Source organism: Helicobacter cetorum MIT 99-5656, from assembly GCF_000259275.1.
GTDB classification, from domain to species: Bacteria; Campylobacterota; Campylobacteria; order Campylobacterales; family Helicobacteraceae; genus Helicobacter; species Helicobacter cetorum.
The window spans coordinates 1,174,038-1,194,469 of sequence record NC_017735.1; the positions used below are offsets into that span (position 1 = coordinate 1,174,038).

At 35.8% G+C, this 20,432-nt stretch carries 14 protein-coding genes; 3 read left to right on the plus strand and 11 right to left on the minus strand.

Annotated features, from left to right (window positions below; genetic code table 11):
• Positions 1–32 precede the first annotated feature (32 nt).
• From secA to HCD_RS05590, 3 genes are all read left to right on the plus strand, one after another.
• Complete coding sequence (gene secA, locus HCD_RS05580) at positions 33–2,630, plus strand: preprotein translocase subunit SecA (protein ID WP_014659602.1); 2,598 nt, start codon at positions 33–35, stop codon at positions 2,628–2,630.
• Positions 2,566–3,858 (plus strand): FtsX-like permease family protein, encoded by a 1,293-nt coding sequence (locus tag HCD_RS05585; RefSeq protein ID WP_411269455.1) that lies wholly within the window; start codon positions 2,566–2,568, stop codon positions 3,856–3,858. The genes secA and HCD_RS05585 overlap by 65 nt, the downstream gene beginning before the upstream one ends.
• A 429-nt stretch (positions 3,859–4,287) precedes the next feature.
• Complete coding sequence (locus HCD_RS05590) at positions 4,288–5,787, plus strand: outer membrane family protein (protein WP_014659604.1); 1,500 nt, start codon at positions 4,288–4,290, stop codon at positions 5,785–5,787.
• 45 nt (positions 5,788–5,832) lie between these two features.
• On the opposite strand, the gene HCD_RS05595 is transcribed toward HCD_RS05590, so the two are convergent.
• The 11 genes from HCD_RS05595 to napG form a co-directional block, all read right to left on the minus strand.
• Positions 5,833–7,662 carry an outer membrane protein HomA gene (locus HCD_RS05595; protein WP_014659605.1) on the minus strand — a complete coding sequence of 610 codons (1,830 nt, stop codon included), beginning with the start codon at positions 7,660–7,662 and terminating at the stop codon, positions 5,833–5,835.
• A 130-nt stretch (positions 7,663–7,792) separates the two neighbouring features.
• Complete coding sequence (locus tag HCD_RS05600; protein WP_014659606.1) at positions 7,793–9,820, minus strand: outer membrane beta-barrel protein; 2,028 nt, start codon at positions 9,818–9,820, stop codon at positions 7,793–7,795.
• A 32-nt stretch (positions 9,821–9,852) separates the two neighbouring features.
• Positions 9,853–12,207, minus strand: a complete 2,355-nt coding sequence (locus HCD_RS05605; RefSeq protein WP_014659607.1) for a porin family protein — start codon at positions 12,205–12,207, stop codon at positions 9,853–9,855.
• 103 nt (positions 12,208–12,310) lie between these two features.
• A complete protein-coding gene (locus tag HCD_RS05610) occupies positions 12,311–14,371 on the minus strand; it encodes a heavy metal translocating P-type ATPase (protein ID WP_014659608.1) in 2,061 nt (686 codons plus the stop codon).
• 68 nt (positions 14,372–14,439) lie between these two features.
• A complete protein-coding gene (locus tag HCD_RS05615) occupies positions 14,440–15,960 on the minus strand; it encodes a YifB family Mg chelatase-like AAA ATPase (protein WP_014659609.1) in 1,521 nt (506 codons plus the stop codon).
• Between the two features lie 5 nt (positions 15,961–15,965).
• The gene (gene def, locus HCD_RS05620; RefSeq protein WP_014659610.1) at positions 15,966–16,481 is read right to left on the minus strand and encodes a peptide deformylase; all 516 of its coding nucleotides are present in this window, start codon (positions 16,479–16,481) and stop codon (positions 15,966–15,968) included.
• A 4-nt stretch (positions 16,482–16,485) separates the two neighbouring features.
• A complete protein-coding gene (clpP, locus tag HCD_RS05625; protein WP_014659611.1) occupies positions 16,486–17,073 on the minus strand; it encodes an ATP-dependent Clp endopeptidase proteolytic subunit ClpP in 588 nt (195 codons plus the stop codon).
• A gap of 17 nt (positions 17,074–17,090) precedes the next feature.
• On the minus strand, positions 17,091–18,449 hold the full coding sequence (gene tig, locus HCD_RS05630) for a trigger factor (protein WP_014659612.1): 1,359 nt from the start codon (positions 18,447–18,449) through the stop codon (positions 17,091–17,093).
• Between the two features lie 101 nt (positions 18,450–18,550).
• Positions 18,551–18,883, minus strand: a complete 333-nt coding sequence (locus HCD_RS05635; RefSeq protein ID WP_014659613.1) for a chaperone NapD — start codon at positions 18,881–18,883, stop codon at positions 18,551–18,553.
• On the minus strand, positions 18,880–19,662 hold the full coding sequence (napH, locus tag HCD_RS05640) for a quinol dehydrogenase ferredoxin subunit NapH (protein ID WP_014659614.1): 783 nt from the start codon (positions 19,660–19,662) through the stop codon (positions 18,880–18,882). Before napH ends, HCD_RS05635 begins: the two co-directional genes overlap by 4 nt.
• Positions 19,662–20,426 (minus strand): ferredoxin-type protein NapG, encoded by a 765-nt coding sequence (gene napG / locus HCD_RS05645; protein ID WP_014659615.1) that lies wholly within the window; start codon positions 20,424–20,426, stop codon positions 19,662–19,664. The genes napH and napG overlap by 1 nt, the downstream gene beginning before the upstream one ends.
• Positions 20,427–20,432: the final 6 nt, after the last annotated feature.

The following is a 20,432-nucleotide window of genomic DNA, read 5'->3' on the forward strand; positions in this document are numbered from 1 at the left end:
TGAAGCACTAGTCTTAAAAGGTTATCACTACTATGATAAAAGCAATAATTGGAAAAGTCATTGGAACTAGAAATGATAGGTGGATAAAAAAATACAAAAAACAAGTCCTAGCTATCAATGAATTAGAGCCTACTTATGAAAAGATGAGCGATGATGAACTTAAAAACGCTTTTGAAGAACTAAAAATTTATGTTCAATCTCAACAAAAAGATTTACAAGAAAAAACCCTTTTGGAAGTTTTATCTAAGAGTTTTGCTATTACAAGAGAAGCAAGCAAGCGTGTGTTAAATATGCGTCATTTTGATGTGCAACTCATTGGGGGCATGGTCTTAAATGATGGCAAAATTGCTGAAATGAAAACCGGCGAAGGTAAGACTCTAGTAGCCACTTTAGCAGTGGCCTTAAACGCTCTTAAGGGCGAAAGCGTGCATGTCGTAACCGTGAATGACTACCTAGCTCATAGAGATTCTAAAGAAATGGAGCCTTTATACAATTTCTTAGGTTATAGCGTAGGCACTATTACAGCAAATGTGCGAGATGAAGATGAACGCTTAGAAATATACTCTAAAGACATTGTTTATGGCACTAATAACGAATTTGGCTTTGATTATCTAAGAGATAATATGAAGTATTCTTTGGAGCATAAAGTGCAAAAATCTCATGCATTTGCCATTGTTGATGAAGTGGATTCTATTTTAATTGATGAAGCAAGAACCCCCTTAATCATCTCAGGGCCTGTGGATAAACGCATGGAGAATTATAACAAGGCCGATGAAGTCGCTAAGAACATGCAAGTTGAAGTTGATTTTACTATAGATGAAAAGAATCGCACCATTTTAATCACTGAAGAAGGCATTAAAAAAGCTGAAAATCTCTTTGGAGTGGATAATTTATATAAAATTGAAAACGCCGCTTTATCGCACCATTTAGACCAAGCCCTAAAAGCTAATTATCTCTTTTTTATAGACAAAGATTACATTGTAGCTAATAATGAAGTGGTGATTGTAGATGAATTTACAGGGCGTTTATCTGAGGGAAGACGATTTAGTGAAGGCTTGCACCAAGCCTTAGAAGCTAAAGAAGGCGTGAGTATCAAAGAAGAGAGTCAAACCTTAGCAGATATAACTTTTCAAAACTATTTTAGAATGTATTCAAAGCTTTCTGGCATGACAGGCACCGCTCAAACAGAAGCCACGGAATTTTTAGAAATTTACAATCTAGAAGTGGTGTCCATCCCTACGAATCTAGTAATTAAACGCAAAGATTTGAATGATTTAATCTATAAGAGTGAAAAAGAAAAATTTGATGCCGTGATTCTTAAGATTAAAGAATTGCATGCTAAGGGTCAGCCCGTTTTAGTTGGTACAGCAAGCATTGAAAAGAGCGAAACCTTGCATGCCTTACTCAAAAAAGAGCGAATCCCGCATACCGTTTTAAACGCTAAACAACACACCAAAGAGGCTGAAATCATCAAAGACGCTGGGCTTAAAGGAGCGGTTACGATTGCGACCAATATGGCAGGGAGGGGCGTTGATATTAAGCTTACTGATGAGATTAAAGAGCTTGGCGGATTGTATATCATTGGCACTGAAAGGCATGAGAGCAGGAGAATTGACAATCAATTAAGAGGGCGTAGTGGAAGACAAGGAGACCCGGGGGTTAGTCAATTCTATTTGAGTTTAGAAGATAATTTGTTACGCATTTTTGGAAGCGATAGGATTAAGGGGGTTATGGAAAAATTAGGGCTTAAAGATGGCGAACATATTGAGTCAAAGCTTGTAACAAGAGCAGTTGAAAACGCGCAAAAAAAGGTTGAGAACTTGCATTTTGAAAGCCGAAAGCATTTGCTAGAATACGATGATGTGGCGAATGAGCAACGCAAGAGCGTGTATAAATTTAGAGATGAATTGCTTGATGTCAATTATGATATTAGCACTAAAATTGCTGAAAACAGAGAATACGCACTTAATCAAATCTTTTCTAAAATCAAAGCCTTTGACAATCAAGATTTATCTCACGATGAACTTTTGGGGCTTAAAAATATCTTAAAAGAAGATTTTAATGTGAATGTTGAGCTAGAAGATTTAAAACAAGCCACTAATATTGAAAACTTTGTAGCTCAAAAGCTAGAGAGCGATTATGAAAATAAAATGAAATCTTTAGATAACGAGCAACGAAGCAGGATTGAACGCATTGTGTATCTACAGATTTTAGATAATGCATGGCGAGAACATCTCTACACTATGGACAATCTCAAAACCGGCATTAATTTAAGGGGCTATAACCAAAAAGACCCCCTTGTAGAATACAAAAAAGAGAGTTACAATCTCTTCTTAGAACTCATTGAAAGCATTAAAATTGAAGCGATTAAAACCTTTTCTAAAATTCAATTTGAAAGCGAAGAATATTCTAGTGATGCAGAGCGTTATTTGGATAATTTCAGTGAAGAAAGAGAGCATGAGAGTGTAACTTATCATCATGAAGAAGCCTTAGATGAAGATTTGAATGTTCCTATGAAAACTTTTGCTAAAACCCCATCAAGAAATGAAATGTGCTATTGCGGTAGTGGGGAAAAATACAAACATTGTTGTGGTAAAAGCGGTCCTAAGAAAGGTTTATTTGCCAAGTAATTCGCATCTGCTCATCTTTTTTCTTATCAAACGATATTTGCGTTTTGATAAAAGCCAGCCCTTTATTAGCATTACCGCCCTACTAGCCTTCTTTGGAGTGGCTATCGGAGTTATGGTCTTAATTGTAGCTATGGCGATTATGAATGGCATGAGTAAGGAATTTGAAAAAAAGCTCTTTGTGATGAATTACCCCTTAACGCTTTATGCGACAAGTCCTTATGGAATCAGTGAAGAAGTGGTTCAAAAATTAGAAAAAGAGTTTCCTAACATGCTTTTTAGCCCCTATTTACAAACCCAAGCACTCCTTAAAAATAAAAGTGCTTTGAATGGCGGAATGGTTTTTGGAGTGGACTTTCTCAAAGAAAAACGCCTTAATGAAGTTCTCAATGACGCTCTAAACGAAATCAATATTAATGATTTGTTGGAAAACCCTTTTAGTTTGGTTGTAGGAAAGAGTTTGAAAATACATTTGAATATCAATAATCAATCTAAGGTTGATATGTTTTTCACTGAATTAGAACCCACAGGCTTGACGCTCTCGCCGATTATGAAACGCTTTGTCATAAAGGGCGGCTTTGATTCTGGGCTAAAATCTTATGATATGAGCTACATGTATACTAGTCTTCAAGCAGTAAGTGCGATTAGAAGGCTACCTTTAGGGCTTTATGATGGGGTGCATGCATATTCTAAAACGCCCATGAAAGATATAGCATTATTGCGTAACGCTTTAAAAAAAATCAATCATCATGGCATAGGTATTGAAGGCTGGTGGCAACAAAACGGAAATTTTTTCTCAGCTATGGAGTTAGAAAAAAGAGCGTTATTTATTGTGCTTATGCTAATTATTCTAATGGCATCTTTAAATATTATCAGTTCGCTTTTAATGGTGGTGATGAATAGGCGAAAAGAAATCGCCCTACTTTTTAGCATGGGAAGTAGCAAGCAAGAAATTCAAAAAACCTTTTTTTATTTAGGTAATACTATAGGAATTAGTGGGGTTCTTCTAGGTGTCATTTTAGCTTTTGTAGTTATGGAGCTGCTAAGCGTATTTCCTATTATCTCTTTACCAGCTGATGTTTATGGTATCAATCAATTACCTTTAGATTTATCTCTAATAGATTTTACGCTTACCTTAATAGGTTCTATAATAATCGTGGCCTTTTCTTCCTATTATCCAGCTAAAAAAGCTTCTAGCATTGACCCTTTGAGCGTGCTAAGGAATGAGTGAGTATTCACTTAATTATTTTTATTTAAAATATGTTTTGCTTAACCCCCCCCTTTTTTTTACTTTGCTTTGAGAACATTCTCATCTCTTAGAGATAATTAAAATTATTCAATTTCATAATGTATAATTTTAAATTCTTAGAGTTTTCTTAAACCAAAAGCTCAATAATTTATTTTTGTTTCAATTTATAACCTATTAAAGATTTTATTCTCAAAATTACCAAAAAACACAATAATATTATGCTAACATTAAAGCACGACTTAGTTAAGAGTTAACCTTGCGAGTCAAACTTTGTAGCAAAAGGAGCGAAGAATGAACGGATTGATTAGACACTACCACTATATAAAATCTATAAGAAGCGTATCTGTTTTTATTGGTGTTGGTCTGCTCTATCAATTGGGATTTTTTAGTTATTTAATATAAAGGTTAAACATGAACTATAAAGTTGCATCTGTCAAAAATATCGCAACGCTTCTTTTTTTAATCTCTTCTCAAGGCCAGGCTTTTGATTTGGGTAAAATTGCCAAAGTCAAAGCGGGTGCTGAAAGCTTCTCTAAAATCGGTTTCAATAACAAGCCTATCAACACAAATAAAGGGCTTTATCCTACAGAAACCTTTATGACCGTTATGGCTTACATGCAGCTAGATTTTAGCGAACTACTATCAAAAAACGCCACGGCCAATGGGCATCATTTAGATGGGAGTCTTGGGGGTTGGGGGGGTGCTGTTATTTATGATAATACTAAGGACTTTATTAACGAAGTTACTGGTAAAACCTATGGGCCTATGGCCTGGAATTATGTGGGGTATTGGGGTGGACTTGTAGGGCAAAAGCCATGGGCAAATTGTGGGTTAGCCGCAGGGAATTTGACACAGAGCAAATATGACAATATGACACAAGCTCAAATGACACAAATGGCTGATAAAGAAGCCCTTGAAGCTTCTACTTGTGCAAAAACTATGGCTAATCATACTAGAAATTATGTGATTTATAACGCCTACTTACGCTACAACTACAAAAATATTTTTGAAATTAGGGGCGGAAGATACGAATCTCCAGCGGATTATATGAGTGGCTATACACAAGGCTTGGATATGACCTTAAACTTAGGGCATTTCAAATTTTGGTGGTTCAGCTCTTTTGGCCGTGGCTTTGCTTATAATGAATGGCTTTATAATTTCTATTCACCCAAAACCTACACCCTTAAAAACGGAAAAACCATAAATCCTGGGGTGCATGCTTTTTATGCCATTTGGAATTATAAGGGTTGGAGCATTCAGCCTTTTTTCTATTTTTCACCCTTTAATGAATACAGCCCTAATTTCACTATCACTTATGATAGCAACCCCCACTTTAATGGCTTAGGGTTTCGCTCACAAACTGATATTACCGTGCTTAACCCCATCTATCCTAAAAGGTTTTGGGATACCTATCAATTTGGTATGCTAGCAGGTAAAAATGGGCATAACTTGATGATTAAACAAAAATTTGAATGGAATGAATACAATTTTGGTCTTGGCATTTACAAAGCCTTTGGGAATGCTAACTGGATGATAGGCTATCATGGAAACCGCTTAGGCTTTGACTTTTGGACTAATAGTGTCTATGCAAACACAATTAACTCTTTATCTTACATGATGGATGCGAATGCCTTCACAGTATTTGCCTTTGGCGGTGGGGTGCATAGAAAACTTGTATGGGGTTTGTTAGGGCGTTTGACTTACGGGCCAAGGGCTAATGAACAAAGCTTGTCGCTCAATTTGGGCTATAAGTTTTCTAAAAACTTCTCAGCAGACATTAAATTTGAATACTACAATGTCTTTATGCATCAAGGGTATAGAATGGGCTGGAATGGTCCTAAGCTAGATAGTCAACCTGCAACTGACCAAGACAGAAGCCATATCTTTACTGAATTAGTGTGGAAACTCTAATCACCCTTTCTCAATAACAAACCTTTTTAAGAAGGGTTTGTGATACTAAAACACCCACCCATAGTTAAAAAACACATTAAAATGACTGATTCCTTCTTTCAGCAGAACATGTCCGTATGTATTTATAGTCTCAAAGGCTGTTTTTATGTTCCTTTGAATTAAGGGTAAAGAAACCCCTATAGAATATTTAGACTTGTTATGCCAAAAATTAAAACCTCCTACAAACTCAATATTGCCAGCATTTTTAATCTGTTTTAAAAGATGGTATTGATTATATAAAGCCCTAGCCCCACTAAACACACCAAAATTTTTAGTGAAATCTAATAAAATTTCAGCACCTACACCCAAACCCACTTGATTGACTTGTTGGGCGATGTTACTGAGCTTAGTATAATTGTATTTTACTATCCCATAATAAGCTAATCCAAAGTGGTTATTAAAATATTGTTGGTAACCTAGTTTGAAATTAAAACCCACCATAGAAGAGTGGTAATTCTTGCTCGTGGTAGTAGAACGATTACCTATATGAGCGTTAGTAAGACTAGAGACATTAATAGGGCTAGAAGAATTAGTGGCACTAGCAGGATTATTGGTGTTAGAGTTAGGAGCATGAGAAATAACTTGTTTTATTGTATTGACAAAGCTATTTGCAAAGGACTCATTCACACTCGCACCTGGATTAAAGCTCTGACCTATTGTCTTGTAATTGATAGGAAGTTTGTCTGCTCTACCTAATTCTTGCCATGTATTTTGCGTAACTCCTATCATACCTGGATAATATTTTTTACCATGATGCCATTTAGGTTTATCAGATTTACAAAAATCCATAACAGAACCATTAGGACATGTTAAATTTCCCTCATGGTCATAGCCTTTCACATGCCCAAATTCATGCACCAAAGTGCCAAAATCACTACGAGCTTTGTTTATATTTTCATCAAGCCCTTTTAAAAAAGGATTAATTTTAGGGTCAAAAACTTTATCCATTAAAGCAAATAAAGCACAATTCTCTTTTAATCCTTGTATAGGACAATTTCCTACAGCTCCTGCTTCTGCACCTCTATTGGAAAAAACACTTAAATATAAATCCACACTTTTTCTATACTGAGTTATCAAAGTTTCTGGGCTAATTGTTTGTCCTTTATTGGTAAATGGTTTGGGAAAATTTTTAACTGCATCAGCCCATGCCTTAGAGCTTAAGACATAGGCATAATCTAAAAATATATTTGTAAAATCTTTAGCCTGTTCTACATTCACTAATCCCCCCATGCTTGTATTATGCATTTTGCCAAAAAACCCATTAATATCTACGCTAATCTTACTCAAGCTTTCAAAAACTCTTTTTGTATTTTCATCCGAAAAACTAGACGGCTCTATTTTCAAAGTAGCGTTAGGGTTATTTTCTAGAGCATCTATCAATGATGCATTTAAACTAATCCTACTAAAAGCGTCAATGGTTGCTAAACCAGCAATAGTTTTATTGTCCATCACAATTACAACATTATACAAATCATAGGGCAAAAAATTTTTAATATTCAACGAATTAGTAGCCTTGTCAAAACTAACCTTAATCATATTAGTGGTGCTAAATCCATTAGCATTATCATGCACATTTTGTGCAGTCCATAAGGCTTGAGTATCTTTTTTAAGCTCAGCGTTAGAAAAATAGGCTTTCTTTGGGGTTTGTAATAACTGATTTAAAAATATCAATGGTGTAGCAACTGCTCCTTTTTGAAGTTCTCTTTTTATCTCTTTACTTTCTAGCATTCCGGTTTCAAACCCCCCTTCTACAAAAAACCCGCTTTTTGGGTGGGCTTCACATTCGCTTAAAAAACTCGCTACAACCAAACATGCATTCTTGCTAATTTTTTTCAAAAGTTTCCTTATCATTAGTTTCCTATATTTAATGTTTATTAACTTTCATAACATTCAGTTATGCTAATTATATTAGCAAAATTTTAAAATATCTTTTAATTTAAGTAATTTTTAAAAATAATCAAGCGTTCTAAAACACCCACCCATAGTTAAAAAACAAATCAAAATGGCTCACCCCCATATCAAAAGACACGACACTTAAAGTATCAAGTCTAGCCAAACTCAATTCCATCGCTTGCTGGATTAAAGGCAAGGACGCTCCAATGCTGTATTTAGAATGCTTGTAACGATAATTGAAACCAAATACCATATTCACATTGCCCCTATTTTTAATCTCATGCATTAATTGGTAATTATTATAGAATGCCCTTAAGCCTACAAAACTCCCTAACGAACTGACAAAATTACCAGTTAGCCCCCCTGTGTAAGTGTTTAAAAAATCCACTAATAAATCTGTCCCCACTCCATAACTATATTGATTGATAGTGCCAATATTGTTTCTAGCATTGGTGTAATTGTATTTGAAAATCCCATAATACGCTAATCCAAAAAAGTCATTGAAATATTGTTGATAGCCCATTTTCACATCAGCCCCCACAACACTATTGGTGTTTTGGGTAGGATTTAAAACCATGATTTTAGGCAAGCTCACCCCAAAATTTGAACCATAAACAGGCACATTAAAACCATATTTAGGGGTTTGCTGGCTAGAAAGGGTGGCATAATTAATAGGCAATTTATTTTCTTTAGCTAATTGCATTAAAACTTCTTCGCTCAAGCCCGCATAACCCGCATGCACTTCATGGCAATTAGTGTGGTTACTCCCTTCACAAATCTTATACATGCTCCCACCTGTTGGATAGGTCATATCCCCATTATGGCTATAGCCCCTAGTGTGTCCGTATTCGTGAAAAATATCATATAAAGGCCATTCATCTTTCCAACTCCATGTGTGCCAAATTTTAGCGCTTTGTTTTAAAAAGTCTTCATCTAAGCCCAAACTCCCATACCACCCACGCCCATAGACATTAGCATTGGTATTAATCACGCCCAAATTCAACTTCACACTCCCAAAGTCAGTGTTATTAGTATCTTTCAAATTCCCTTGAATATTCAAGCAATCATCAAAACTATGAGCCGTATTTTCGGTATTAAAACCACATTGATTGGTAAAATTCTCCCACACTTGCTTAGGTGTCCATACATGACAATCTTTTTGATTATCCGTTTTACACCATGCTGGGGCTTGTCCATAGATGTTAGGGTCAGCATTAGTCTTACAAGTATCAAAATCCGCTCTATCCTTAGCACAATTTCGTGGGTCAAAGGGGCTAGTAGCATTCACAAAAGCAAAGGGGGCATCTTCTAAAGCTTTTTTCCATTCTTTAGAACTAAACAAATACGCCACATTTAAAAGCACATCAATATAATCTCGTGCTAGTTTTCCTGTAACAGGCACATAATCACTTACCCATTTAGTCTTACCATGTTCAGTTACTGGGTATTTATCACCAGTAGGCTCATTGCTAAAAGTGCCAATAATATTGACCTTAACTAAATTAATGGCTTCTAAAACCCTTTTAGTCTCCAAAGAAGAATCTTGAGTGAACTCCACACTAAAAGAAACATTTCTATCATGCTCATATGGCTTTAAAATAGGGAACATCTCTAGGCTGAATTTTGCTTGACTGAATTGTGGAAGCTCCTGTAAATGCGTGATAACTATATTTTTACCATTTATATGCATAACCAAATTCACATTGGATAAATTGTAAGGCAAAAAGTTTTCAACTTGTAGAGTATTATTTTTAATGCTTGTTTCAATAATGTTTTTTGTGCTAAAGGTTATGCCAGCAGCATTCTTGCTAGGGTCTAGTAGCTCGCTTGCATGCGATAGGTAGTAGGCATTACTCATACATAAAACTTCATCGCACAGATTTTTTGGGTGTTTTTCAAGGGGTTTTTCTTGGCTATGCTTTGGTGTAGGAATTTCATGCCTTTGAAATTCACTATGTTCTAGCATACCCGTTATTAGCCCCCCTTCTACAAACAAACCATCTTTTTGATGGGCATTCAAAGAAGCTACAATTAAAACGCATGAAAAGACAATCACTTTTAAGCACAAGGTATACAAATCTTTTAAACCTCCTGTTTTCATTAAAAATCTTTTGATGCTACTTTAATATATTATTAAAACACCCACCCATAGTTAAAATAAATATGCATATTCTTTGGAGTTTCATTAAGTTCTACTTCGCTAATGGTTGTCTCTTGTAAAAGCCTAGCTTTTATATTTTGCTTCATTAATGGAATGCCTAAACCAATAGAAAACTTAGAATGCTTGTAACGATAATTGATTCCGGTTGTAAAATGGATATTGCCTATGTTTTTATTAAGCCTAATCAGTCCATTGCTCTTATAATTATTCCATAAGCCCCTAAACCCTCCAAAAATCCCAAAAACATTTCTCACGCTATTGTTGTCATAGCTTGTATAAAAATCTAAGAGCAAATTGCTCCCTACTCCCAAACCTAATTGTGAAACTTGATTTAAAGCACCCTTGAGATTTGCATTATTGTAATTAAAAAAGCCATAATAAGACAACCCTATATAGTCATTAAAGTATTGCTGATAACCTAGCATGGCATTAAATCCTAGCATAGGGGCTTTAAGGGTTTGGCTAGTGGTGTTGTTAAGGGAGTTATTGTTATTGAGTTGGTTAGAGAGAGTGGCAAAAGCGTTGTTTAGATGCTCTTTAAACATGGAGCTTAAGCTTGAATTGATAGAGCTTTCGGCAGTGTTTTGAGTGTTTGGGGTTTGGAGATAGTGAGAAACTACACTAGCTTGGGCGGTTACTGGAGATTGATAATAAGGATCTTTAGCTTTGTGTTCAGGTCTTTTGCCGGGTGAACTCTGAATGGTTGGTTGTATAGCATTTTTTCCTGCACTATCATAATAAATAGGTAACTTACCACTTGCCCCTAATTCAAACCATGCCTCTGTAGTAACGCTTGGAAAGCCATCAGAATACCAATGGGTCATATTCCCTCTGTGGTTGTAAGTACGGGCATAACCTTTTATATGGGCGTATTCGTGTAAAAGCGAACCAAAATCACGGTATTTTGTCCCACATTCTGCAGCTTGTTTCCTATTCCAAAGGTAATCTTTAGTATCTACATTGCTATCACAATGTTTAAAATTTCTTTGAAAATCTACTTGCGTAGGGTCTATAAATTTAGATTGCAAAGCCAACAATCCTCTTCCCCCTAACCCTTGGGTATGGTTTTTGGGATCACTCGTAAGGATCTTAAGTATTAAATTAGAGGTATCTGATCTAAATTTTTTTATAATCTCATCTTTTGGAATAATTTTTCCATCATCATGAAATTCAAACTTTGCGTTTTTAATAGCCTCTTCCCATGTGCTTGAATCTAAAACATAAGCTAAATTTAACAAGGCATTGCTAAAATTTTGAGCGTCTTGTTTTGTAATCTTGGCAAAACAATTATCCGTGTTACACCACCATCCCTTGCCTGATGAACTGTCATTAAATACCCCTGAAATATCAGTTGTAATGCTATTAACTGCTTTTAAAATCCTTTCTGTATTTGCATCTGTGCTACCATTAGTCCCTGTTCCTGCTTTCATTATAAAATCTTGGGGGTCAATGTTGCCATTAAAATATTTTTGCAAATCAGGAAACTCGCTAGAATTAAGCGTAATTTCTTTAAATCCCCCTAGTTTGTCAATGGTGGCAATTTTTACAAGTTTATAATGCTCTTTATTATGGTCTATTTGGATACCTTGTGCATCGCTCTTAGCATTGTCTGTTGTTAAGGCGTTATCATCTTGCTTAGTGCTATTATCAGTATATTTCACATACACATCTACATTATTTAAATCATAGGGCAAGTAGTTTTGAATGCTAACTTGCTGTGTGTTTTGTGTGTTTTGTGTGTTCGTTGTATTTGTGGTTGCAAAATTAGAAGTGGTTTCTTTGTTTTTGGGGAGAGTGATTTTAACAGGAGCTGTGGTAGAAACTTTTCTTGATGGGCTTGTAATATTACTATCTGTAAAAAGTTCTGTGGTGGTGCCTGTAGCTGTTTTGATTTCTTTAGGCGTTTTAGATAGTTCTTCAATATTTGCATTAGCCTTAAGCGTAGGATATTTTGGTGTGGGTTTTTCTTCTTTTTTAGGGGTTTCATCAGCCTTGGGTTCATCGCCTTGCATATTATCCGAGCTTGAAGACACGACCGCTTGAGGCTTTTCACTCTTTGTTGATTGAGTGCCATTTTGTGTTTTATTTTCATGATTCTTTTGCGTGCTAGAATTAAGTCCTTGATTTAACAAAGAATGCGAATTGCTACTATTGCTTTCTAAGAACAAGACTCTTTCTCTTTGATTAGCCTGTAGTTCGCCCGTTTCAAATCCAGCTTCTACAAAAAAGCCATCTTTTAGATGAGCTTCACATTCTGCAAATAAACTCGCTAGAATTAAAGCGGTGTTTTTACTTAGGCGTGTGAGATTAGTCCTTAAATTTTTCATGGCGTTTCACCTCTCTCTCGTTTAGACATTGTTTATTCTCAATAATATATGGTTTCCAAGATATTATTATTTTATCATTAAATTTTGCTTAAATCCTAGCCCTTTAAGCTCTCATAGCACGCATAGAATTTGCTAGTGCTAAAAGCGTAACCCCCACATCGCCAAAGACCGCTTCCCATAAAGTGGCAAATCCCATAAGTCCTAGCACGATAAAAACCGCCTTAATCCCTAGAGCAAACATTATATTTTGCCAAATAATGCCCTTAGTCTTTTTAGCAATCGCTATAACTTTAACTAATGAGCTTAAGGAATCATTAGTAATCACAATATCCGCACTTTGTTTGCTTAATTCTGAGCCTTTTCCCATGCCAATCCCCACATCAGCACTCGCCAAAGTCGGAGCGTCATTGATACCATCGCCTACAAAAATGGCTGGAGTTTTATAGCGTTCTTTGAAGGCTTTAAACACACTCGTTTTTTCTTCAGGCAATAAACTTGCATAATATTCACAGCCTAGAGTTTGGGCAATACTTTCAGTCGCACTCTTTCTATCCCCACTCAAAATACAGAAATTTTCTATCCCTTGAGCTTTTAAATCCTTCAAGCACTCTATAGCGTCATCTTTAATCTCATCACTAATCACAATATAGCCTATACAAGTATGATTAAAAGCCACATGCACCACTGTGCCATTTTGTGAGCAAGGGCTGTGTGTGATATTGAATTTATCCAGCATTTTTTCATTCCCAGCGATAATCAAATCTGTATGACACTTGGCTTTAACGCCCATTCCGCTTAACTCTTCGTAATCTAAAATATTGTGCTTATGATTATCATCTTTTAGTTGCTCTTCACAAGCCTTTTGAATAGATAGAGCAATGGGGTGTGTGGATAATAGTTGCGAACAAGATGCATAACGCAACACTTCTTCTTTAGAATACCCCTTTTCAGGCACAATATCCACTACCTTAAACACTCCTTTAGTCAAGGTGCCGGTTTTATCAAAGGCAATGCTTTTAGCTTGAGTTAGCACTTCTAAAACATGCACACCTTTCATTAAAATGCCTTTTCTACTCGCTGCTCCCACGCCCCCAAAATACCCTAAAGGCACAGAAATCACTAACGCACAAGGACAGCTCACCATTAAAGCGACAAGCCCCCTATAAATCCACTCATCAAAGCTCCCCATAGAAAATAACGGCGGTAATATGGCAATCATTAACGCAATGAATAGAACGCTTGGGGTGTAGTAGCGCGAAAATTTAGTGATAAATTTTTCTGTTTCACTCTTTTCATTCGTGGCTTTTTGGACTAAATCTACCATTTTAGCAATAGAAGAATCTTTATAGACTTTCTCTACTTTAATTTCAAGAACAGCTTTTAAATTCAAACTTCCCCCAAGCACTTTAGAATTTTCTTTAACATTCACAGGCATACTCTCCCCACTCAATGCCCTTTCATCTAATAAGCTCTCACCCTTTAGCACCACGCCATCAACTGGCACTTTTTCGCCTACTTTCACCACTACAACATCATTAACTTGTAAATCTTCAGGCACTACACTCACTAATGCATCGCCCTTTTTTAAGTATGCCAAATTAGGGGCGACATCTACTAGAGCCTTGAGAGATTTTTTAGAGCGTGAAATTGCAAGTTTTTGTAAAAATTCACCAGCGGAGTAAAACACCATAATAGACACGCTTTCTTCATACGCCCCCACACAAAAAGCCGCAATGGTAGCAATTAGCATCAAAGCGTTTTCATCAAAAAATTGAGCTTTTTTAAACCCACGAAACGCCCCTAAAATAACATCTTTACCGCTGATAAGATACACTAAAGCTAACACCACGAACATAGCCTTTTCAATTAAAGCGTTAGAATTAAGATGTAAGACTAAAAGCGTGCTTAAAAAGATAATAATCGTAGCAATAAGCGGAACAAAACTCAAGGGCTTTTCTACAGCTTCCTTAAAAGATAGGCTCAAATGCGGTTCATTTTGTTTGATAAAAGCCTTGACTTTTTCAAAATCGCTCGTGTCTAGAAATAACTTATTGGTGCTAAAAACTACCTGAGCTTTTTTAACATAGTCTAGCTTGTTGAGTGCCTTTTCTAACTTAGCCGCACAATCTGGGCAATCCAAATTATGGATATAGTATTCTTGCATTCTCTCTCCTTTTTATCTAAAAACGCTTTTGATTATAAAGTAAAGCGTTCGTTTTGTTTAGTGTGATTTTAAGAAATTTTTCTAAAACTTAATGCCTTAAGCATGTGAGATTTTTCTATATTTTCACAAGCATTTAAATCCGCAATCGTTCTAGCGACCTTTTTAACCTTATTGACAGAACGCATAGACAAACTAAACCTTTCAATCGCTTGTTCTAAGAGCCTTTGAGTTTCTGTGTTTAAAGGGCAAAATTGTTGTATCTGTGCTTCATTAAGCTTACCATTAAAAGTGCTTTGCTTTCTTAATTTTTGCTGCCTGAAGGCTAATAATACCAGCTTATGCATCTCTTTTGAAGTCCAAGAATAAGATGAAGTATCTTTAATGCTTGCTTCTTCCATTTGCACAAACAAATCTATCCTATCCAAAAACGGCTCAGATAAGCGGTTTTTATATTGCGTGATTTCTCTATCTTGACAGCGACACGCTTTAGTTTGACTGAGTAAATTCCCACATAAACAAGGATTTAAAGCCCCTACAAATAAAAAAGAAGTTTCATATTCAATCTTGCTATGCACCCTTGAAATCACTAATTTATTATTTTCCAAAGGCTCTCTTAAAGCTTCTAAAATATCCTTTTTAAAATGGGGTAATTCATCAAAAAAAAGCATGCCATTATGAGCTAGTGCGACTTCGCCAGGTTTTGGCTCTTTTAAGGAACTTGAGCCTAAAATGCTAGATTTTGACGCACTTTGGTGGGGGTTTCTAAAGCTTCTTAAGGGATAATAAGTGCTATCTTGTTCGCTTAAAATGCGTAATTTTGTCGCTTCCAAAATTTCATTCAAGCTTAATGGGGGTAAGATATAACGCATGCGATTTGCTATCATGCTTTTTCCACAACCTGGGCTTCCTTCTAAAAGCAAGTTATGAAACCCAGCACTAGCAATCAAGGCGGCTTCTTTAGCGATAGCTTGCCCCTTAACTTCTTTAAAATCTAAGGCATAAGTTTCAGAAAAATAATACTCTTTATTGTCAAGTTCTATCGTTTTAAAAGGTAAATTTTTGGTATAAGCGTGTGCTTTTATTTCGGGGTTTTGTAAAATTTCTAAGGCTTCTTTAAAATGCTCCACAAAAAAGCATTGCAAATTAGGAATGAGTGAAAAAAGCTCTTCATTAGCCTTAGGCACAATCACTTTTGCATGGGGGTGTTTAATGGCAATATCTAAGAGCATAGGAAAAATATTTTGGTTGTGTTTAATCTTGCCATCAAGTCCTAACTCCCCAAAAGCAAACCATTCTTTAAAAACTAACTCTTGTTTCTGTAAGGCAATTAAAAGAGCGATGGGCAAATCAAAATGGCTCCCTGATTTAGGCAAATCAGAAGGCGAAAGATTGATAGTGATTTTTAAGGGTGGGAAAGTGAAGCCGTTATTTTGCAAGGCGGACTGGACTCGCTGTTTGGCTTCTTGAATAGAATTATTAGCTAGACCTGAAATCACAAAGGCAGGTAAGGCTCTGGTGAAAGTCGCTTCCACAGCTACGATTTCTGCTACTCCTTTTTGCATGGTTGCACAAAATATCGTGTTAATCATTATGGTTATTTGTGTTTTTGTTTTTTCTTTAATTCTTTTTCAAATTTCTTACGCTTAAGAATAGATAATTTATCTACAAATAACACACCATTAAGATGGTCTATCTCATGCTGAATGGCTACAGCTAACAAACCGCTTGCTTCTAAAACCTTCACTTCAGCAAAGCGGTTTTGATATTCTATTTTAATCTTTTCAAAACGCTCCACTTCTTCATAAAACTCAGGCACAGACAAGCACCCTTCTTTATACATCACCACCCCCTTAGTTTCTACTAATTTAGGGTTTATGATTTCTAAACAATCTTCTTTATATTGCAAATTGTCTTCTCGTGGAATATTGATGAGCAACATTCTCAAGGGTAAGCCCACTTGAATAGCGGCTAGCCCTATCCCTTCACCTACTATCATAGTCTCATACATATCTTCTAATTGCTGATGAAGTCTAGTGTCAAAAGAGACCACTTCCTTAGAAATGCTTCTCAAAATCTTAGAAGGATAATGAACAATCTCTAATAATGCCATAAAATTACTTTGAGTTTTTCTGTAGCACTTTATCAATCAAGCCATATTCTTTAGCTTCTAAAGCACTCATATAAAAATCCCTATCAGTGTCTTTAGCGATTTGCTCTAAATCCTGTCCTGAATTTTCTGCCATGATAGAATTTAACAAGCCCTTAAGTCTAATAATCTCTTTAGCGGTAATCTCAATATCACTCGCTTGTCCTTGAGCCCCCCCTAAAGGTTGGTGAATCATAATCCTTGAATGGGGTAATGAAAAGCGTTTACCCTTAGCCCCGCAACTAAGTAAGAACGCCCCCATAGAAGCCGCTTGACCGATACAAATAGTGCATACATCAGGGCGGATAAAATTCATGGTATCATAAATACTAAAACCGCTTGTTACGACCCCACCTGGAGAATTGATATACAAGCTAATATCTTTTTCAGGGTCTTCTGCTTCTAAAAACAAGAGCTGAGCCACAATTGAAGATGCTACACTATCATTAATCTCACCGCTTAATAAAATAATGCGGTCTTTTAAAAGGCGTGAATAAATATCATAGCTACGCTCCCCACGCCCTGTTTTTTCTACTACATAAGGAATATATCCCATAATCTCTCTGTCCTTGACTACTTGGTTGCTTGGGTATTTTGAGTGTTAGGTCTCATTTTTTCTAAAATTTCTTGTTGCTCTTTAGACAAGTTTTTATCCAAGAAATAAGTTAGCACTCTATCTTCAATCATAGCCATTTTTACCGCTGGCAACATGTTATTTTGGCGGTATTGCTCAATGAGATTTTGTGGGTTTTGCCCTGTCATCATCGCTTCATAATACAAGGTTTGAAAGACTTCATTATCATGCACGCCAATTTTTTCTTCTTTAGCTAAAGCGTCAATAATGAAAGTGATTTTTACGCTTTTTGTAGCGTCATCTCTAAAACTCTCACGCTTTTCTTTGGCTCTTTCTTGATTTTCTTGAAGGGGTTTGACTTCATCTTCTTGCATAGAATAAAGAGCGTTTCTAAACAACAAATCCATTTCTTGCTCTACAATCGTCTTTGGTAAATCAAAAACCACTTTTTCATCTAAATTTTCAATCAACTTTTCTTTCAATTCTTCATTATAGAGCTTAGCCTTGTTTTCTAAAAATATTTGTCCCTTGACTCTCTCTTTTAAAAGCTTTAAAGTCGCATTTTCTTCATTAACTAAGACGCTTTTAGCCAATTCATCATTGACTTCTAACACTTCACGCACCTGAATTTGGTGTAATTTCACTTTAAAAAGGGCTTCTTTGTTTGCCAAATGCTGTGCGTGATAATCGCTAGGAAAAGTCAAAGAAAATTCCTTCTCTTCGCTCGCTTGCATGCCTAAAACAGCCTTTTCAAACTCTTCTAACATTTGCTTACTACCCAAGATAAAACTAAAATTTTCAGCCTTACCCCCTTCAAAAGGCACATTGTCTATAAAGCCTTCAAAATCAACCACTACTTTATCATCGTTTTGAGCCTTTCTTTTTGTGTCAGTATCAATGAATTTCGCATAGTCTTTGGCAAGTTGCTTTAAACGCTCATCAACCTTTTCTTCACTCACAGCTTCTACTTCAACGCTAGGCACACATTCTTTAACCTTATCTAAAACAATAGTAGGCTTCAAACCAATATCCGCTTCTATTTCAAAATGCGTGTCTTTCCTTTCAAATTTAGTAAGATTTGGGTTACCGATTAAATCCTTAGACTCAATTTCCAATTCTTTAAGAGCGTTTTTTAAGATTTCTTGAATCATTTCTTCTTGAGCATCTTGTTCAATTTGAGCTTGATAACGAGTTTTTACTAGATTAAGGGGAACTTTACCCTTTCTAAAGCCATCAATTTTAACTTTTTTAGCGACTTTTTGAGCGATTTTAGTATAACGCTTTTCTAAATCTTCAACAGAAGGCTTAGCACTCAAATGGGCGTTAGCGGTGTCAATCTTTTTTACTTCAAGGTTCATCTCTTTCCTTAATGGTTAAAAAATTAAAGGTTTATAAACTTAGCATTATAGCTGAATTTATTTTAATGTAAGTTTAGAAGAAGCAATTTAAAAGCCAAATTCTAATAACGCTTATAAATATCTCCATAGTAGCAAAAATCTTGGGCTTGCTCTGTGCTTTCAATACGCTCTAGGGCATTAGAATGCTCGGCTTTTTCTCTCTCTAACTCTAAATTTTGATAGCTAAAAGCCATATGAATTTGAATCACTTCTTTTAGATTTTCTAAACTCTTATAAGCCTTTAATTCATCTTCTAAATTCTCACTCTCAATCACCACAATCAATTGACAATCTTTTTCTAATTCCACACTACAAAAGGGTATTGCTTTAATTTTAGCCTTCAAGCATTCTAAGTTTTTAAACTCACATTCTATAACCACGCTACTGACATTCATCGTTTTTCCTTTTTCAATAAATCCACTAAATTAAAACTTAAGGCATTATCCTTACACACTTCAATACAACACCCACATTTAATACACTCCCCACTTTTCACTTTCTCACTTCTCTTACCCACCATGTTTAAAACTTGTTTTTCTGGGCATATGGCTAGGCATTTATAACATTTAGTGCATTGATTCACATTATGAGAAATTTTTAATAAAGAAAAGCGTGAGACAAGAGCATAAAACGCCCCTAAAGGACAAATCCTAGAGCAAATCAAACGCTCATTTAAAAATAAATCCACACAAAAAATTATTAATCCCACCATAATCCACAAGAGCGAACCAAAAATAATGCCCCTATGAATAATGCCAATGTAAGAGACTTCTTCAAACGCAGGAAGCCCCAATACAAACGACAGAATTAAACTCAAAGTTAACACATAATAACGAGTGCTTTTTGAAATATTAAGGATTTTAGAGCGTTTAAAAAGAGTTTTTTCTCGCATAAAATACGCCAAATCAGTAATCATATTAACAGGACATACCCAAGCACAAAACGCCCTACCAACAATAAGAGCATAAAATCCTAATACAATTACCGCCCCTATAAGAGCCTTAAACCCTATGCTAAAACCCGCTAAATATAATTGTAAAATGGCAAATGGGTCGCTTAGTGGGATTTTAGAAAAAATAACTGAAGAGCTTAAATTCCCCTTAAATCCTATCCCCAAAACAAATAAAATTAAAATCGTAATTTGTGTTACTCTTCTTGCTATCAAATAACACATTACAATTCCTTGTTTAAATAATCAAGGGTTTTTTCTTGATTGTCTTTAGGATTAGAAATGTTAGGATTTTTTAGGCGTTGTTCATCTTGTCTATCCCACCCTTTTATATAGTGATTACCTACTTCACCTAACACAAACTCTCTAGGTAACACCCTGATGGCTGGTTTTTGAGTGATACAAGCTCTCTCGCATAACCCACACCCTACGCACTTGTCATGCTGGACTACAGGAAGCAAATACACATGCCTATTGGTGCGAGCATTATGCTTTTTCTCTAAAACAAGAGCTTCATCTATTAAAGGACAAGCCCGATAACACACATCACATTGTATCCCCCAAAACGCTACACAGGATTTTGTATCCACAATGGCAATTCCCATTTTTAAAGAACGAATACCTTGATTTTTTTCTAAAGGTTGCTTTTTTAAGGCATCTGTAGGGCATGCTCTTATGCAGGGTAAATCAGAGCATAGATAACAAGGGATATTTCTTGCTTCAAAATAAGGTGTGCCATTATTGGCAAAGTCTAAAAGAGTGGCTAATTTTAAAGTGTCATAAGGACAAGCCTTCACGCATAATCCACAGCGAATACAAGCACTCAAAAAACGCTTTTCATCTCCAGCACCTGGGGGGCGTAAGAAATACTTGTCCTTACTCTTTAAAAACACACTTCCTAAAAACCCCACACTCACACAAAGACTAGCACCCTTAATAACGCTGTTTAAAAAAGTGCGTCTTGTAGAAACAGAATCTTCGTGTTTCATGCCCAC

Coding starts and splice junctions, on each gene's coding strand:
- HCD_RS05610 (WP_014659608.1), bottom strand. CDS start 14,371: ATGCAAGAATACTATATCCATAATTTGGATTGCCCAGATTGTGCGGCT.
- HCD_RS05605 (WP_014659607.1), bottom strand. CDS start 12,207: ATGAAAAATTTAAGGACTAATCTCACACGCCTAAGTAAAAACACCGCT.
- tig (WP_014659612.1), bottom strand. CDS start 18,449: ATGAACCTTGAAGTAAAAAAGATTGACACCGCTAACGCCCATTTGAGT.
- HCD_RS05635 (WP_014659613.1), bottom strand. CDS start 18,883: ATGAATGTCAGTAGCGTGGTTATAGAATGTGAGTTTAAAAACTTAGAA.
- napH (WP_014659614.1), bottom strand. CDS start 19,662: ATGTGTTATTTGATAGCAAGAAGAGTAACACAAATTACGATTTTAATT.
- def (WP_014659610.1), bottom strand. CDS start 16,481: ATGGCATTATTAGAGATTGTTCATTATCCTTCTAAGATTTTGAGAAGC.
- clpP (WP_014659611.1), bottom strand. CDS start 17,073: ATGGGATATATTCCTTATGTAGTAGAAAAAACAGGGCGTGGGGAGCGT.
- napG (WP_014659615.1), bottom strand. CDS start 20,426: ATGAAACACGAAGATTCTGTTTCTACAAGACGCACTTTTTTAAACAGC.
- HCD_RS05600 (WP_014659606.1), bottom strand. CDS start 9,820: ATGAAAACAGGAGGTTTAAAAGATTTGTATACCTTGTGCTTAAAAGTG.
- secA (WP_014659602.1), top strand. CDS start 33: ATGATAAAAGCAATAATTGGAAAAGTCATTGGAACTAGAAATGATAGG.
- HCD_RS05590 (WP_014659604.1), top strand. CDS start 4,288: ATGAACTATAAAGTTGCATCTGTCAAAAATATCGCAACGCTTCTTTTT.
- HCD_RS05615 (WP_014659609.1), bottom strand. CDS start 15,960: ATGATTAACACGATATTTTGTGCAACCATGCAAAAAGGAGTAGCAGAA.